We start from the raw sequence: 18,862 nt of genomic DNA, 5'->3' as shown, positions 1-18,862 counted from the left end.
GATTAGTAACTGATAATTGGTAATTGGGATTGCAGCCGATATTTAGGGATTGGTTATGAGTTATTGGCTGCTAACCTATGACTCATCACTGATTTGTGGTTAGCGCAAAGATGACAGTTTCATGCGGTACGCCGATCGCGAAACGGGCGCGATCGCGGGTTCTTCAACTGTCGCGTTTTTGTTTTTGGCTGCAGAAATATTTTCTGCAAGTATGGCGAGCGATCGTCCTGCAAAAATATCGCACAAAGGCAATTCTATCTGACAAGATTCTCGTATCTTTGCTGCTAATTGAATTGCCAGCAGGGAATTTCCTCCTAGTTCAAAAAAGTTCTCGGCAATGCTTAACTGTTCGATGCCGAGAACCTCACAGCAAATTCTCGCTAACATTGCCTCAATAGGCGTGCGCGGTGCGACAAAAATCTTTGCTTCTGGAATTGCGGCATCCGGTTCGGGCAGTGCCTTGCGGTTAACTTTGCCGTTCGCCGAAAGCGGCAGCGCGTCCAGAACTATAAATGCAGACGGCACCATATAATCTGGCAGTTTTTCGCTCAGAAATTGTCGCAATTCTTCAACCGCAGGGGCCGCGTTTTGTTGTGGAACGATATATGCTACTAAGCGCTTTTGACTGTGATTTTCTCCGAATGCGGTGACAATGGATGCTTTGACTGCTGGGTGCTCGTTCAAAGCAGCTTCAATTTCTCCTGCTTCGATGCGGAATCCTCGAATTTTAAGGCGGAAATCTTCTCGTCCTAAAAATTCGATGTTGCCGTCAGGGAGGAAGCGCCCTAAATCTCCCGTTCGGTACAAGCGATCGCCCGTGACGGGGTGCGTGAGGCAACTGGCGCGAGTTTTTTCTTCATTGCGCCAGTATCCTTTTGTCAGCCCAACTCCGGCACAGCACATCTCGCCGGCAACCCAGACGGGACAGTCTTCCAGCCTTTCATTCAAAATGTAATAGCGTGTATTGGCGATCGGCGATCCGTAGGGAATGCTCTTCCAAGAAGGGTCAACAGTTTCTACCGGATACCAGATGTTCCAGAGAGTGGTTTCAGTTGGTCCGCCAACGCTGACAACGCGACATTCTTTGACGATCGCCCTTAACCTCTCAGGCAGCGTTATCGGTATCCAATCTCCGCCGAGAAACGCCCAGCGCAAGCACTCCGGCAACACCTCAGAACGTCCGGCAGCGTAATCGAGCAGCATTTCCATCATCGGCGGAACCGAGTTCCAAATGGTGACGCGCTCTTTTACCATCAATTCGGTCCAGTGAGCCGGGTCTAGCCGTTGTGCGGCATCGGGAATGACGATCGCTCCCCCGGCCGCTAGGATGCCGAAGATATCGTAAACCGACATATCGTGGTGCAGTGCGGTGACTGCTATCGCGCGATCGCACTCGGCCACATTAAACACTTGGTTGGTCTGAGCGATCGCATTGACTGCACCGCGGTGCGCGATCGCCACGCCTTTCGGCAAGCCAGTTGAGCCGGAAGTGTAAATCACATAAGCTAAATCTTCCGGTTCCTGCACCGCCACTAAAGGTTCGCGGCTTTCTGCAGCCAATTCGTCGGTATCGAGACAAATTCGCCGCACATTTTCCGGCCATTCCAATCGCTGATTTAACTGAGATTGCGTCAAAACAATCTCAACTTCGCCATTTTCCAGCAAATACCACAGCCGTTCTTTTGGCAGCGCCGCATCTACGGGCAAATAAGCAGCCCCGGATGCCAGAATGCCGAGCACAGCGACGATTTGCTCCCATCCTTTTTCCATGACGACGGCAACCAATTGGTTGGGGCGAGCTCCCAGCTTCCGCAAGCGATGACCGACTTGATTCGATCGCCGGTATACTTCCTCGTAGGTGAGGGTACGATCGCGCGTAATGACGGCGGGTTCGTGCGATCGCGAGGCGACTTTCTCAGCAAACAATTCGTGCAGCAATCCATCAGGAATCGGTGCTTCAATGCTGTTAGCAAAAGCTTGCTGAAACGAAACGGTTTCTTGCCAAGTTTCCTCTTCGTTAGCGAGGCGCTGCAACAGGCGACAATAGGCGTCAAACATATCGTCAATCATCCCTGGCGGGAAGAGTTCTTCCACGGCATCCCAGCTAAAAGACAGCCCCTGAGCGGTTTCGGTAAATTGCGCGTCAATCCAAACTTGCGGAGTTTGACCGATAATGTGAATCAGTTCTCCCAATTCTTGAATCAGAGAAAAGATAGAGGAATCTTCCCCTGGCGCGTTTTGCGGATCGATCGTAAACACGACTGGCATCAGCGCTGCGGTTGTACCTTGCGCTTGGGCGAGTTCTCGCAAAACGCGCACGCCGCTGACGTACTGGTGCTCTAAATCTTGCCAAAGCTGTTCTTGCAGTCGCTTAGCCCGTACTTCAAAACTCTCTCGCTTGGAGTTATCTATTTCTAGCAAAGTAAACGAGGCAAATTCTCCGATAATTTCCTCAACTTGAGAATGCAAAGGCAACCGATTAAAGCGCGGCACGTTGAGGGTAAACCGAGGCGTTTTGCTCCACAGAGACAGAACCTCCGCATAGGCGGCGAGCAATAAACCCGTAGGAGTGAGGCTGGCACGAGCTGTGCACGTTTTGAGGCGCTGCCAGGTTTGCAAGTCTAAGCGATCGCTCCAGCGTTTAAATCGCGGCTGCGTTAAGGAATTCGGCTGTTTGGCGAGGGGCAATTCCGGCGCTGGTGGCAGGGTTTTGAGGCGATTGCGCCAGTAATCTAAGGATTGCTGGTAAAATGGGGAGTTTTCTAAGGCGATCGCAGCTAACACGCAATCGCGGAAAGACAGTTGCAAGGGCGCGATCGCAGTATGGGGATTGCGGTAAAACTTGACCAAATCGCCAAACAAAATTTGAAAACTCCAGCCGTCTATGCACAAGGCGTCAATGCTGATGTGGAGGCGGATGCGGCGCTTATTAATTTTGGAAGCGCAAATCTCGAACAGCGGCCAGCGATCGAGCGGCAGCACTTGGTGGGAAAGGCGATCGCGAATTGCTGCGAGTTTTTCACCCGCAACCTCTGGAGCGAGCGATCGCAAATCCAAAACCTCAATTTTATAAGCGGGTACGTTTTCCAGAATTTGCTGCTTTCCGTTCGGAAGTACGATCGCCCGCAGCATATCGTGACGCTCTACAACTCGCTGCCACGCGAGGCTAAACCGCTCTAAATCTAACTCGTCGCTCTCAATTTCTACATAGCCGTGAATGGCAACATTGCCCATTTCAAAAAAGCTATTTCTCCCGATCCAGTACGCCTGCTGCATTTCGTTGAGCGGAAATGGTTGGTAGCGATTGTGAGGGTCGGGGGCGATCGCGGGCAGTGAAATCAGGGGTTCGGGCGACTGCTGGCTCTTAGCTTGTGCGATCGCAACTGCCAGACTGGCGACACTAGGGGATTGAAACAAGCAGCGCAATGATAGCTCGACGTGAAAGCGGTCGCGCACCTTGGCAATCAGTTGAGTTGCCAGCAAAGAGTGACCTCCCAACTCGAAGAAATTGTCATTGATTCCCACCTGTTTTAAACCCAGAACCTCCGCCCAAATCTCCGCTAATACTTGTTCTTCTAAAGTTTGAGGTGCGATAAAATCGGCGTTTGAGTTGTTGGTTTCCGGTGCGGGAAGTGCCTTAAAATCTACCTTGCCGTTTGGCGTTAATGGCATCGCTTCTAAAAACATGAAACTGGCAGGAACCATATAATCTGGCAGTTGTTCCCGGAGAAAAGAGCGCAGATTTTTAATCAGTGCAGAGTGCGTAGGGGCGGTGCCTCCGTGCCCGCCCGCGACTGCTGAGTTTAAAACGAGGTAAGCAACTAAGCGCTTACTGCCTGAATCTTCCTCATGCGCCAGAATGACTGCTTCTTGCACGTCTGGATGTTGGCTGAGTGTGGATTCGATTTCTCCTAACTCTATGCGGAAACCGCGAATTTTCACTTGGCGATCTGTGCGATCGATAAATTCTAAATTCCCGTCGGGAAGATAGCGGACTAAATCGCCTGTTTTGTAAAGGCGATCGCCTTGCAGGTTGCTAAAAATATCGGGAATAAATTTTTCTCGATTCAGATCCGAACGGTTGATATATCCTCTGGAAATGCCGGCACCTCCGATATATAATTCGCCGGGAATTCCGATGGGAACGGGTTGCAAGTTAGCATCGAGTACATAGGTGCGGGCATTTGGAATTGGACGACCAATCGGCAAGGTTTTTGGGGAGTTTTTAACCGCAGAGGGCGCAGAGGGCGCAGAGGGGAGAGAAGAAGAGAGAAAGTCGCACCACGTGGCGACAATTGTTGTTTCTGTGGGGCCGTAAGTATTGACAAGTCGTACTTTTTCTGAAACGCACTTTTGCCACTGATTCAGGGATGCTGAAAGTGCGGTTTCTCCGCCAATAATTGTCAAGCGCACTGAGGGGGGAAATTCTGCTTTTTCGGCGCTGAGTCTGGCAGTTAATTCGCGCCAGTAAGCTGTCGGCAAATCTAAGACGGTGATTTGCCATTCCCGGCATTTTTGCAGGAAGGAAGAAATGCTGTCTAACATGGAATTTCCGCGCAGTACCAAGGTGGCACCTTGCGTTAAACAGGGATAGATTTCTTCGGCGCTGGCGTCGAAGCTGAGGGAAGCAAATTGAAGAACGCGATCGCCTGCTTTAATGCCGTATTCGACACTGGCAGCCTGGGTATAATTTGCCAAAGATTGATGCTGCACCATCACTCCCTTTGGCTTGCCGGTAGACCCGGATGTATAGATGATGTAAGCGAGGTTTTCTGGCCCAACGGCGCTATCAGGGTTTGACTTATTTTGTTGAGCGATCGTCTGCCAGTCTGCATCTAAGCAAATCACAGAAATATTATTTTGGGCTGGCGTTTCTGCTTTTAATTCTGCTTGCGTTAGCAATACCCTAGCTCCAGCGTCTTCTAACATGAAGGCGAGGCGTTCTTTAGCATAGATGGGGTCTAGGGGCAAATAAGCGCCGCCTGCTTTTAATACGCCTAAAATTCCGACAATCGCATCGAGCGATCGCGCCATATAAACGCCGACTATCGCATCTGGTTTTACGCCGAAGGAGTGCAAATAATGGGCAAGTTGATTCGCGCGATCGTTCAGTTCTCGGTAGGTCAAACTTTGGCATTCAAATCGCACCGCAACAGCATCAGGTGTTTTCGCCACTTGCGCTTCAAACAAACGGTGAACGCACTCATTTTGGAAGTAATTTACCCCAGTATTATTCCACTCAAATAGAAGTTGCTGGCGTTCTGCTTCTGCAAGCATGGGCAAATCTGACACTCGTGCGGAAGAATTGGCAACGATGCCTTCTAATAAGTTCTGAAAGTGCCTCGCCATTCGCGCGATTGTAGCCGATTCAAATAAGTCTAAGCTGTATTCAAACCACCCTCTAATACCTGTTGCTGTGGCTTCTAATTCCAGGGTTAAATCGAAATTTGCTGTGCCGCTGTGAATCTGTTGGCAGTTCAGGCTTAAACCTGGCAATTCTAAGGCGAATTCGGAGGCATTTTGAAAGGCAAACATCACCTGAAATAAAGGCGAGTGACTTAAATCTCGATTCGGCTGCAATTCTTCTACCAACTTCTCAAACGGTACATCTTGATGCGCGTAAGCACCTAATGCAACCTCTCGCACTCGATTCAGCAACTCTCGAAAAGTTGGATTTCCGGTTAAGTCAGATCGCAGGACTAAAGTATTGACAAAAAATCCAATTAATGATTCGGTTTCGCTGCTGTTGCGGCTGGCAATTGGTGAACCGACGAGGATATCTTCTTGCCCCGTGTAGCGGTAAAGCAGTGTATTGAATGCTGCCAGCAATGTCATAAAGGGAGTAGTTTTTTCGCTGCGACTCAATTGCCTAATTGCCTCGGTTAAGTGTTCTGGCAATTCAAACAATTGCCGACCTCCCTTGTAACTTTGAACAGCGGGACGAGCAAAGTCGGTTGGTAAATTTAGAACCGCTGCGCTGCCACTTAACTGCTGCTTCCAGTAAGTAAGTTGAGTTTCTAATATTTCTCCCTGCATTTGTTGGCGCTGCCAAGTTGCAAAGTCGGCATACTGAATTGGCAGCGGTGGAAGCGAGGCTAAATTATTATTATAAAAGCCTTCATAAAATGCCGCTAGTTCCCGTAAAAATACGCCCAGAGACCAACCATCAAAAATGATATGGTGGGCGGATAAAAGCAGGGTATGTTCTGTTGGTGATAGACGCAGAAGTTTGGCATGAAGCAGATTTGGTTGAGTTAAATTAAAGGGCGATCGCGCTGCTTCTGCCGACAGTTTTTGCGCTTCTTTTTCACATTCCTCCGGGGAGCAACGGCTCAAATCTATCAGCGGTAATGGGAAACTTTTTGACTCAAAAATAACTTGTATCTGTTCTTTTTCCCCACCAGCAAACGCAGTTCTCAAAATTTCGTGCCGCTCGATAATTTTCTCAATACTTTGCCTGAGTGCTTCTGCATTAAGTTGCCCCGTCAACCGAACCGCACCGCAGAGGTTGTAGAAGGGGTTTCCCGGCTCCAATTGGTCGAAGAACCACAAGCGCTCTTGGGCAAAAGACAGGGGGATGTTTTGCAGGCGAGAAACTGGCTGGATAGACGCAGTTTTCGGCGCTTCTGGCAATTTTTCTAAAATTTTTGCTGCCAGTTGAGCAAGGCTTAGTTTCTGGAATAAGTCTTCTATTGATAAAGCTATTTTTAGATCGGTTTCAATCTGATTTTTTAATTCAAACACCGCCAATGAATCGAAACCCAAATTACTAAAAGCCTGTGTCGATTGGATTTGGGAAAGGCTGACTTTCAGCACCCTGGCTACCTGCTGTCGCAAATAGGTTTCTAACTGTGCCTGCCGTTCTTCTAACTCTGCTGATAGCAGCATTTCTCGCGTCAGGCGATTCTCTATTTCAACAACATCAGATATCTCTAAAACGCTACTGGCGACCACTTCCAAATTGTCAGCTAGAAAGTCAGCACAGGCGGCGCGACGTTGAATTTTACCGCTGGTCGTTTTGGGAATGCTTCCGGGCTTAATCAGCACTACTCCATAAACTTGCACTTCATATTCTCGAGCAATGCGTTCGCGGATGGCGCTGATAATTTCCTCGGCATGATCCGGCGCTTTGCGAGATTGTAATTCTTGCACGATAACGAGCTGTTCTTCGCCTGCGACTTCCACCGAGAATGCCGCGATCGCCCCTAGCCGCAAACTGGGATGGCTGCGTTCTGCCGTTCTTTCTATATCTTGGGGGTAAAGATTGCGGCCTCGGATGATAATCAAATCTTTGAGTCGCCCCGTAATAAACAGTTCTCGATCGCGTAAAAAGCCTAAATCTCCAGTTCGCAAAAATGGCCCTTCCGTGGTATCTGAAAGATATGCTTGAAAGGTTTTTTCTGTCTCTTCTGGGCGATTCCAATAGCCTCGCGCAACTGTTTCGCCAGCTACCCAAATTTCTCCGACTTCGTGCGGCTGGCATTGTGTCAGAGTTTCGGGATTGACGATCGCAACTTTAGTGCCAAATTCAGGGAAACCGCAGCCGACTAAAGTTCTTGCACCCCCCTCGCCTTCCAAAACTTCTACAATGCGATTATTTTCCAGCGCCCCAGCGTCAACAGGTAAGAAAGTCGGTGTTTCCCCACTGCGAACCGTGGCAATTTTTAGCGTAGTTTCTGCCATTCCGTAAGCAGGACAAAACGCATCTGCCTGAAAACCGCAGGGCTCAAAAGCTTTGGTAAATCGCTCTAGGGTTTCTTTGTGGATGGGTTCTGCGCCGTTATATGCCACGCGCCAACTACTCAAATCGAGCATTTTTTCGCCATCGCCCAAGATTTTGCTGATTTTGCTAGCACACAAGTCGTAAGCAAAATTTGGTCCGCCGCTGTGGGTAGCTTTGTATCGCGAAATCGCTTCCAACCAGCACATCGGGTTCTGAATAAACGCCGCTGGTGGCATGAAGTAAGAGGGAATTCCCAGATACAAAGGTTTGAGCAATCCGTCAATTAACCCCATGTCGTGAAAGTGGGGGAGCCACGTTACCGCAACGCTTTCGGCATCGTGGTCAAAGCCTCGGTCAATGTATTCGATGTTGTACAAAACGTTGGCGTGGCTCACCATTACGCCTTTGGGGGTGGAGGTTGAGCCTGAAGTGTACTGAAGATAAGCCACTTCGTCGGGATGGATGGGTGGCTGCTGCCACTTTTCGCCGTCACCGGCAAGAATCTCTGCTGTCAGCCAGCGCAGCCCTTTGAGTTCCGGCGCTTGTTCGCATAGCTGCTCTAAATTTTCCAGGTGTCGCGCGGGAGCGATCGCAACTGTTGCTCCTGCATCTAGGGCGATCGCGCTAATTTTCGCTAAATTCCGTTTCAGTTTCGGCGGATAGAGGGGAACCGCGATCGCTTTGGCGTACAAGCATCCAAAAAAGGCGGCGAGATAGTCCAATCCAGGCGGGAAAAGCAGTAAGGCTCGTTCGCCAGTGACTCCCAATGTCTGAAGTCGCACGGCGTGCGATCGGGCGATCGCGTCTAACTCTCGATAAGTCAAACTGGCGGTTTCAGCTTTTCCGTCTGACAGAAATGTATATTTCTGCTCTGGTTGGTGTAATGCTCTGTTTTGCAGGAGTTCTACTAAATTCGTAGAACTTTCGGTGAGTTGGTCTCCCTTAATGCTTGCGTCGCTCATCGATTCTTTTTACCTATAAATCTTGTTTGCAGTACGCCAACCAGTTCCGCCAAATTCTTTCCACATAGACGTTCTGTGAACAGTTGTCGGGCGTTACGAGTCTCCCATCAGCGCGTTTGAGTCTTCAATCCGGGTATTAGCGCTTGTTTTCACGTTTTTTGTCGATCGGGCTGTTCGGCAATGGCTCCGGGGCGATTTCAGTCCGAGCCAGCTTCGATATCAGCTTCAGGGGCTTTACGGCTATCGACTTTAAGCATCCTATGCTAGATGATATTTATTGTCAAGAGCTGTTGAGAGATTTATTGACTCCTCTCATTCCCTATATGAGAATCTTTTCTAACTTTTGCCATAGCATTTTAGGCGGTAGTTTGTCTAGCCCTGACAAAAAACCATAATAATCAAGTGGCGTCTCACTAGAGTGAGGGGTTTAACCCCCTATATTGAAATGCAATTAGTTTTCATTAGTTAACTCTTGACAGATGCAAGTGCTCTGTTATCTAATTAAGGCACTTTCTCATTAAGACCCCAGCGACTACTTCCTTTAACCGAGGAAGGTGCCAACCGCGGGCGATCGTCGAGAGCGCCACCGGACTGAGGCGATCGCCCTCACGCGCCTCCTGCATTCCCAGACAAAGGCCACTAGCGACGGGAGAATCGGCTCGAACTGCTCCCGACAACTGGGTCGTATCTTCCGCAGGTCAGTTTTAGGAGCCAGAGAACAGCAGCAACGCTGCCACAAATCATGTTGTGCAAGCAACGCAAACCACATATCCGAAGTTCGATTAATTGTTGATTAAAGAGTAATGAATAGATCGCAGAAATTACTAAGCAGCCTTGGGCTGGCAGGAGTCGTGTCGGCGTTAGTCGCTCAGCCGGCGTGCGCTTCCAACATCGCGCAGGTGACAGGCGTTCGCCTCAATCCCACGTCAGAAGGCATTGAAATTATCCTAGACACTGAAGATGGAAGGCCCCTACAAGTTTTCAGCGCCAGCTTTGGCGAAACTTTACAAGCTGATGTCATCACCGCTCAACTGCGATTGCCGGGGGGAAATGAGTTTCGTCAAGACAAGCCGGCGGCGGGAATTGCTTCTGTCACCGTTACTCCTTTAGATAACAACAGCATCCGAATCAAAGTCATTGGCGAAAGGGGCCAACCAGTGGCACGGGTGATTCCGGGTGCTGCGGGTCTGATTCTCAGCTTAAAACCCACTTCGGAGATGACTGCTCGCCCGCCTGCACCGGCTCCTACAACACAGCGGCCGGGGACACCCGCAGCACCCTTGCCATCGACAGGGCAGCAGGTAGAGATACCGGCAGAACCTTTGCCACCTACAGCGCAGCCACCAGGGATACCCGGAGAACCCTTACCGCCTACAGCACAGCCGCCAGGAACACCCGGAGAACCCTTACCGCCTACAGCACAGCCGCCAGGAACACCCGGAGAACCCTTACCGCCTACAGCACAGCCACCAGGAACACCGATACAGCCACCCGCAACGCCAGAGGTGGGGAGAAACCCGATTGAAATCGTCGTCACTGCAACGCGAACTGCAGAAAGAGTTACGAACGTGCCGCGCTCTATAACGGTGGTAGACTCACAAGAAATTCAGCAGCAGATTGGGTCATCGAGAAATACCGGGGAAGCTTTGGCAAATCAGGTTCCCGGTTTCGCGCCCCCGACTCAAAGTACGGCCACTTATGGACAAACTTTGCGGGGTCGCGACGTTTCCGTTCTGATTGACGGCGTGCCACAAACGACTAATCTTCAATCTTTTGGCAGAGAATTTAGAAACATAGACCCCAGTGCGATCGAACGCATTGAAGTAGTGCGGGGGTCTACTGCAATCTACGGCGCTCAGGCTACGGGTGGCGTGATTAATATTATTACTCGCCGGCCAACTGAGGAAAGGCTAACTGCTGTTACTGAAGTGGGAGTCAGTAGCGCTTTAACAAACACAGATGATGCTCTAGGCTTTAACGCTCAGCAGACGATTTCTGGCCGAACCGGCAATTTCGATCTGACGGGCACTGTCTCGCTCTCTAGAAGTGGAGCTTTTTACGATGCCAAAGGCGATCGTATTCCCTTTTTTGAACTCGGCGGAGATAGCAGCACGCTCTTCAACGTGATGGGCAAAGTCGGGGTAGATTTGGACAGCGAACAGCGGCTGCAACTAACTGTCAATCACTATCGGGAAACCCAAGATCCCAATGTGATTCCAGACTTTAGGGTTGACGACCGGGAAGGACGGCAAAAAGCCCGCGCCATCCGAACCGGAAATTTGGATATTGACGGGGAAACACCGGGAAATAAAAGTACACAGCTCAACCTAAGTTACACCAACCAAAACCTTTTTGGCAGCAGCCTTCAAAGTCAAATCTACTATCGAACGAATTCCAATGTAGGCGTTCCTTCAGATTACCGCACGTCCGAGTTCTTTGGGCCATTTCTCGGCGTTACTCGTTCGCGAGCCGAGAACGAACAGATAGGAGGTAGATTGGCGATTACCACTCCTTTATCCCGCGCCGAAAATCTTCGATTAACTTGGGGTTCTGACTATGTTACTGAAGATAGCAGACAGCGTTTCGACTTGTACGACACGGAGAGATTTGACGCAAGTGGCGGCCGGGTTTACCGGAAAATCTCCGAGCGTCCTTTCGTTCCTCCTTACACTTACAACAGCCTTGGCCTTTTCGGTCAATTGGAATGGAATATTGACGATATCGTCATTCTAAGTGGCGGGATACGTCACGAACGTATCGGGTTAGAAGTCAATGATTATACCACTTTTAACGATCGCCAGATCCAAGGAGGCGATCGCAAATTTAACGCCACCCTATTTAATACAGGGGCTGTCTATAAACTCAATGACAACTTCAACGTATTTGGCAACTTTTCTCAAGGTTTTTCAGTTCCAGATTTCGGCCGCATCCTCCGCGAACCCCCCGACAATTTTGTCGGAATAGAATCTTCGTTAGAAGTAACTCAACCGCAAAAAGTCAACAACTACGAAATTGGCATTCGAGGAGGGTGGCAATCCGTACAAATGTCGCTTGCCGCTTTTTACAATACCTCAGATCTAGGAGTTAATTTTCAACCGGTTGGCAACACGGGTCGCCTGGAACTAATCCGCGCCCCAGAACGCATTTACGGCTTAGAAGGTACTGTGGATTGGCAACCTGCACGAGCATGGTCACTCGGCGGGACGGCTACTTATATTCAAGGCGAGTATGACGAAAATGGCCGTTACATCGCGCTCGATAGCAGCCGAATTCCACCGCTCAAGCTAACAGCTTATCTCCAAAACGAAACTTTGCAGGGATGGAACAATCGGTTACAGTTTTTATATTCTGGAAATCGCGATCGAGCCTTTAAAGACGGCTCAGATGGCGGTCCAATTAGCAGCTATCTCACAGTGGATTACATCAGCACAATTCAACTGGGAAAAGGGCTGCTACAAGTCAAAGTGGAGAATTTATTGAATAATCAATATTTTCCCGTGCTGTCGCAATACTTAGCTGGATTTGGCGCGGACAGCTCTAATTATGCAGGCAGAGGTTTGACTCTCAGTGTTAATTACCGCCTTAACTGGTAATTACAGCAGATTGCAGTTTTATGAGGTAGATTCAATATCCCTCGTAGGGACACTCCAAGAACCCATTGGTGTCAATTTAAGCTGTTAGTCTGCCACTCCTCGCGGCCACCCGCTAGTCCGCCAGTTCGCCAGGGGTTGAAACCCGGTCGGACTATCGGTTTTACCTTAATGAGAAAAGTTAACGGTTTCGAGGAAAATTTCGAGATGAATTTCCGTAAACTCGCATTCAAACTGCACTTGTATTTGGGGTTGGTGGTAGGAATATTTCTAGCAGTAATTGCTTTAACCGGCTGCTTGCTGGTTTTCAGCCCCGAAATCGAGCGACTCTTCAATCCCCAACTCCTGCAAGTCATTCCTCAATCCGAACAGATACCGCTGGAAAATGTCCTGCAAATTGTCGAAAAAGCTTATCCGCAAAATCAAGCTCTTAGTATCTTGCTGCCGCGCTCAGCGAAGGAAGTGTGCCAAGTTTGGATGCTGTCAAAGAGTGACGAAATAGTTAGCGTTTATGTCAATCCTTACAGCGGAGAAATTACGGGTACGCGGCTAGGAAAACAAACTTTTACAGGTTTTGTTTTGACGTTACACGCGGAATTAGCGGGAGGACAATTCGGTCATCTTGTTGTCGGTACTTGCGGTTTAGTAATGCTAGGACTAACTTTTACGGGTTTGGTATTGTGGAGTGGTTGGCGCAATTTGGCTCGCGGATTTTCTATTAATTGGCAAGCTCACTGGCAGCGGACTGTATTTGATTTACATAACGTTTCTGGCATTGTATCGGTCGCTTTCCTCATACTAATCTCTGCTACAGGGACAGCGATAATTTTTTACACGCCGGTTGAAGCGGCTTTGTATTGGCTAACAAATGAAAAGCCGCAGCCAGCATTGACTTCTCATCCCCAATCTAGCAGTTCGAGGCAAAACCTTGACGAAATATTACAGCAAGCTAATACCGTTTGGACAGAAGCTAAAACCACTTTTATTTCTCTGCCTTTGACACCTGAAGAAACTTTTAAGGTACGGAAAAAATTTCCCGATGACCCGCACCCAAACGGGATTAGCACCATTTATCTCGACCAATACAGTGGCGAAATATTGCAGGCTGACAGTGTAAATTCAGCTTCTGTAGCAAATCGAATTCTCAACTCGCTTTATCCGCTACATATTGGCAGCTATGGCGGAATTTACTTGCGGCTGGCACACGCGATCGCAGGATTAGCAGCAATTGTACTGTTTGTTACGGGTGTAATGATGTCGCGGCAGCGGCATTTAGCGAAATTTTACCGCAAGGAGGCGAGACAGCAATATGAAGAATTATCTCCCCTTAGCCAGCAATGGCCTTGGTTTTAATGAGAGCTGCGAGCGGTTTGATGCGGGTGTCAATCGATTTTAGATTTTAGATTGAAGCATTGACCCCACGGATAAATTCGGGGGGCAAGTTTCTCGGATACACGTTTTTTATTTCTGGGTCCTGAGTCTGCGAAGGAATGAATCCGGGGGCTTATATCCTGGATGATTTCGGTCATTATCCTGCCTAAAAACCCCGATTCTATGAATTTTAAATCCTATCGATCGCCTATTTAATGCAAAAATTTCTTCAACTATGGCTCGGACAAACGGCTTCGATGATTGGCAGCGCTATGTCCGCGTTTGCGCTGACTATTTGGATTTGGGAGTCCACCAGTCAAGCCACAGCTTTGGCTTTGTTGATGTTTTTTACTCAATTGCCGCGCATCTTTCTCGCTCCGGTTGCTGGCATTCTCGTCGATCGCTGGAATCGAAAATTTTTGATGGGAATCGGTGATGCAGTTTCAGCTTTGTTAACGCTCACTATCCTCTTACTTTATATCAGCCAAAACCTGCAAATATGGCATATATATGTAGCGGCTGCGATTAACGGAATTTTTGACCAAATTCAGCAGTTAGCTTACTCAGCAGCCATCGCTACAATGATGCCAGAAAAGCATTACAGCCGCGCTAGCAGTTTAAGTTTTTTGGCAAGTTACGGTGCGAGTATTATTGCTCCGACGCTGGCGGGGATTCTCTATTCTGCGATCGGGCCCGGCGGGATTTTTACGATCGACCTGGCAACTTTTACAATAGCGATCGCCACGCTAGTATCTGTCAAAATACCCCAGCCCGCGATCGCGCCAGCGTTGCGGAGCAATATCGCCTCCAATCGCCAGCAGGCTCGCTTTCACCTATTGCAAGAACTCAGCTTCGGATTCCGCTACATCGTCGAGCGTCCCAGCCTGCTTGCCTTGCTGGTGTCCGTTTCGCTATTCTGGTTCGCTCACGACATCGGCGCGGCGCTCTACTCACCGATGATTCTGGCACGCACCGGGAATAATGCCAGAATCCTAGGTACTATCCTTTCAGCCGCCGGCGCAGGCGGCGTTTTAGGAGCATCGCTGATCAGTATTTGGGGCGGGCCCAAACGCCGAATCCAGGGCTTCCTGCTCGGCATGGCAGGCGCGGGCTTGAGTAAGATAGTCTTTGCTTTCGGCCAGGCGCTTTCTATTTGGATTCCCGCTCAATTTTGTTCGTCTTTCAATTTCCCCATCCTCGGCAGTTCCAACGAGGCGATGTGGTTGGCGAAAGTCGCACCAGAAGTACAGGGCCGTGTTTTTGCTACCAGAGCAGTTATCGTGCAATTGGCGTCAGCGATCGGTTTATTGATCGCAGGGCCACTTGCCGATCGCGTCTTTGAACCCGCCATGCAACCGTCCGGTTTTTTAGCAGCTATTTTTGGCCCAATTATCGGGACAGGTGCCGGTGCTGGCATGGCTTTGTTATACGCTATCTGCGCGCTGGGCTTATTGCTCGTAGCAGTCGGTGGGTATGCTTCCCGACTGCTGCGCGATGGCTAAAGCGGAAAAAGAAAGAGGTCTTTTAACTTCTTCCCTCTTCCTGACATCCGTTACATCCGTTACATTCGTTACATTCGTTACAAAATCCGTTGCCGAACTTGCTGACATCCGTTACATCCGTTACAGAATCCGTTGCCGAACTTCCTTCTGCTATAGTTTCTGGCGCGAACTCAGGTGAGCTTCAATTTCCGATCGCGATCGCCATACAGGGCGCAATTCCTTGCGAGCAAATAGCTGCAACTGATCGCCTGCGTGGGGGGAACCAGGTTGAGTGGCGTTGCCGTAACTGTTTAGCGCCATCGCTTTCACAGGATTCGAGAACTCAATCGCAGCGACAAAAGAATCGCCCGCCACCGCTTGAAAGCGATTGTCTTTCCCAGGAGCGAACCATACTGAGCGAAATACACCCAAAGCACCGTCAGCTCCATTTGCAGGCAGATTTGCCTCCCCAGGCAATCGGAAGACTTCTCCCCATGCCACATCTAACGCGCCATAAGTTACCTCAACTTTGGTTGCTGTCGCTTCCAGCACCCGCACCGCCTCCGCAGGATTTGCCAACCCGTCTGGCGTCGTTAGCGGCGCCTCTTCGGTCCAAGGTTTAGCGAATAACCGATCGGCATCCATCGCTTTTTTCCAAAAAGCAAACAGCACCGCACCGCGACTGTCAGCATCGACTTTGCGATCCCAAGTGGCGAGAACTTCCGCAGCGCGGCGCGCTTGAGCACTGCCTTGCCGTGCGGCGGGAATTAAATCATCGAGAAGGCGATCGGCGAGTTCTACCTGAGTGGAATGTTTGTATTGCATCAATTCATCGAAAGAGATTTTTTCATCTTCTAAGAGCATTTTTGCCGATCGCTGCGATCGCAAATCCATCGGGCCGCGCGGTGCCATGTAGGCGGGATAATTATCCGGTGCGATCGCGCTGGGAAACGTCGTCGTCCAGGGGGGATCGTTGGTATTTTGCAACCAACCGCTGGGCGGATCGACAACGCGCGGCAAATCCCCATAGGGATGATTTTTACTCCACAAAGTCTCTGAAGTATTGCCTGGAATCGTGCCTGACCAATATTTAAAATCTCCTTTTTTGCGTATAGGGACTTGACCGTTAAACAAGTGCATGATATGGCCCTGACGATCGGCATACATGACAGTAAACATGGGAATTTCCAAGCGCTTTAAAGCGGTTTCAAATTCAGAAAAATTCTTGGAGCGGGCCATATCCCACCACTGCTGGAGGGCTGCTGGTTTATCGAGTCCGACAACGCGCAGGGCGATCGCTTTGCCCTGTTTTTCTGTGACAATCGGCCCGTGAACCGAACGCCGCACTACAAGAGATTCCGATCGCAAATTCCCATTCTTTTCTTTGACTTTTAAAACCTTCTCTTCTCTGTCAAATTTTCGGACTTCGCCATCGAAGCGATAGCCATCGTTAGCGAGAGACAATTCGTAGGCATCCCAGCCATCGTGAGTGTTGACAGTATGAGTCCATCCCAAGTTGTCATTAAAGGCGATCGTTAATACTGGAAATCCGACAAGAGTCGCTCCGTAAGCGTTAATTTCTGGGGCAACCAGTTGTGCTTCGTACCATAAATATAAATCCGACCAAGGAAGGTGAGGATTTGCCAATAGCATGGCATTGCCGCTTTGAGAATGCGAAGGAGCGATCGCCCAACCATTAGAGCCTTTGGGGGTGTCATTTTCAGCGAGATCTTCAACGCGTTCTGGATCGACTACAAAAGTAAAATTGATGACGCGTTGCGCGTGTGCCAATACATCTACCGGTTTGAGGGGCAATGCTACCTTTAATTCTTCAGTGAGCGCCTCTGGGTGTTCTTTTGCATAGGCATTCATTCCGCCAACAAAAGCATCGATATAGTTGCGAAAAATGGGATTTTGTGATTCATACCACGAATTGGCGCGATTAGGAATTCCCATAGTTTGCACCCAGCGATCGGATTCCAGATAATCTTCGCCCCAAAATTCGGCAGCTTGCCCGCGAGCTTGCCCGTAAAGACGCAAAATCAGATTACCGTGACTTTGCATCTGCGCCCACCCGAAAGCGTAGAAAAGGCTTTTAGTATTCTCTCCGTAAATGTGTGGAATTCCATAGGTATCCCAAAGAATTTGATTGCCGATTTCAGGCGCGGATCGAGTCCCATTATTGAGGAGCAAAACTAAAATAAAACTCATTAATAACGAGACAATCCGTCGGGTTTGTTTTTTTAGTGGTAGAAACACTGGAATTTAATTGGCTAGGGTTAAACTGATGAGACATAACGGCATTTTCAATAAGCTGCACGAACAAAACGCCGAGGATTTAAAGCCATTTTATAGAAAGAGAGAAAACTATACCAAATCCGATGCCCAAAAAGCTAACCTATCTACGTCCATCTGCGGTTAAAAAAATAACACCTCTTTGAGAAATCCAGAAAATCCGAAAAAAGACCCTATGTAAATCGGATCTGGTATTGAAAAGCCTCACCTACGCTCACCAAATTGAAAAGCGCTATAAAACGCCGGTGTGTCGGCTGTAAAGCGCATAATGTCATTGGTGAGGAGGGGGGTAAGCAAGTAGGGCGAGATAGGTTATAGGCTTATTTTTTAAGCTGCCCCTGTTGCCAAGTTCCCTCAACTTTCGTTCCATCTGCATATAGATAAGAACCTTGACCGTGTTTTTGCCCGTTGAGGAATTCACCTTGATAGCGATCGCCATTGGCGTAAATGCAGGTACCTTTGCCGTTGAACTGACCATCGCTGAATTCGCCTTCGCAGCGATCGCCATTCTTGAAAACGTAAACTCCTTTCCCGCTCATCTTACCCTTGACAAAAGTGCCTTTATAGCTATTTCCATTGGCGAACTCACGGACACCTTCACCACTAAATTCTCCATTGTCAAACGACCCTTGATAACGTCCCCCTTCTTTAAAAGTAAACAACCCCTGACCTTGAGTGTTGCCCTTGACAAACTCTCCTTCATAGCGGTTGCCGTTCGGATATTCGCGAACCCCTTTACCGTGAAACTGCCCTTCACTAAATTGCCCCTCATAACGGCCTCCTTCAGCAAAGGTATAAATTCCCTGCCCGTGAGGCAAGTTATTCAGCAACTCTCCTTCGTAGCGGTTCTTATTAGCATATTGACAGACCCCTTTGCCGTTTACTTTTCCTTCTTTAATATCTCCTTCGCAACGAGTGCCATTACTAAACGTAAAAGCCCCTCGACCGCTGGGATAACCATTGGTAAAAGAGCCTTCGTAACGAATGCCGTTAGTTGACGTAAAAGTTCCTGTACCGTCGAACTCACCGTTTTTAAAAGTACCTTCGTAGCGGTTGCCGTTAGCAAATTCGCGGACACCTTGACCGTTGAATTCACCCAAGGCAAATTCTCCTTGGTATCGACCTTCTTCTTTAAAGGTATAGATGCCTTGGCCGTGAGGTTTGCCGTTGAGAAAAGAGCCTTCGTAGCGATCGCCATTGGCATATTGACAGGTGCCGGGGCCGCTGAGTTTTCCTTCACTCAATTCTCCCTCGCAACGTCCGCCATCGGGTAAAGTAATTACTCCTGCCATTGCGCTGTGTGGGTTGGCAAACAACACAGCCATTCCCAAGTTGGAACCAAGTAAGAGAGCGAGTCCAACTCGCGGAAGTTTACTTAATATTGCTGACGACATTCCCAAATTCATAATTCACAAAAAATTCAACTTTTAACTTTGCTAT

At 49.0% G+C, this 18,862-nt stretch carries 7 protein-coding genes; 3 read left to right on the top strand and 4 right to left on the bottom strand.

From position 1 onward, the window contains the following. Positions 1–99: 99 nt before the first annotated feature. A complete protein-coding gene (locus QUA33_RS06385; protein ID WP_333147402.1) occupies positions 100–8,685 on the bottom strand; it encodes an amino acid adenylation domain-containing protein in 8,586 nt (2,861 codons plus the stop codon). 497 nt (positions 8,686–9,182) lie between these two features. Then, positions 9,183–9,362 (bottom strand): hypothetical protein, encoded by a 180-nt coding sequence (locus tag QUA33_RS06380; RefSeq protein ID WP_333147400.1) that lies wholly within the window; start codon positions 9,360–9,362, stop codon positions 9,183–9,185. A gap of 126 nt (positions 9,363–9,488) precedes the next feature. On the opposite strand from QUA33_RS06380, the gene QUA33_RS06375 reads away from it, so the two are divergent. The 3 genes from QUA33_RS06375 to QUA33_RS06365 all read left to right on the top strand — a co-directional run bounded on the left by QUA33_RS06375 (position 9,489) and on the right by QUA33_RS06365 (position 15,148). After that, a complete protein-coding gene (locus QUA33_RS06375; RefSeq protein ID WP_333147399.1) occupies positions 9,489–12,278 on the top strand; it encodes a TonB-dependent receptor domain-containing protein in 2,790 nt (929 codons plus the stop codon). Positions 12,279–12,482: 204 nt separating this feature from the next. Continuing rightward, complete coding sequence (locus tag QUA33_RS06370) at positions 12,483–13,628, top strand: PepSY-associated TM helix domain-containing protein (protein WP_333147398.1); 1,146 nt, start codon at positions 12,483–12,485, stop codon at positions 13,626–13,628. 233 nt (positions 13,629–13,861) lie between these two features. Continuing rightward, the gene (locus QUA33_RS06365) at positions 13,862–15,148 is read left to right on the top strand and encodes an MFS transporter (protein ID WP_333147396.1); all 1,287 of its coding nucleotides are present in this window, start codon (positions 13,862–13,864) and stop codon (positions 15,146–15,148) included. 150 nt (positions 15,149–15,298) lie between these two features. Here QUA33_RS06365 and QUA33_RS06360 read toward each other — a convergent pair whose 3' ends face one another. Together QUA33_RS06360 and QUA33_RS06355 are read right to left on the bottom strand one after the other, a co-directional pair. Further along, positions 15,299–17,338, bottom strand: a complete 2,040-nt coding sequence (locus tag QUA33_RS06360) for an acylase (RefSeq protein WP_333147394.1) — start codon at positions 17,336–17,338, stop codon at positions 15,299–15,301. Positions 17,339–17,742: 404 nt separating this feature from the next. Then, positions 17,743–18,816 (bottom strand): hypothetical protein, encoded by a 1,074-nt coding sequence (locus tag QUA33_RS06355; protein WP_333147392.1) that lies wholly within the window; start codon positions 18,814–18,816, stop codon positions 17,743–17,745. Positions 18,817–18,862 lie beyond the last annotated feature (46 nt).

This window comes from Microcoleus sp. Pol14D4 (genome assembly GCF_036701245.1).
Classification (GTDB): domain Bacteria; phylum Cyanobacteriota; class Cyanobacteriia; order Cyanobacteriales; family Microcoleaceae; genus Microcoleus.
This window is presented reverse-complemented; position numbering and strand designations above follow the sequence as displayed.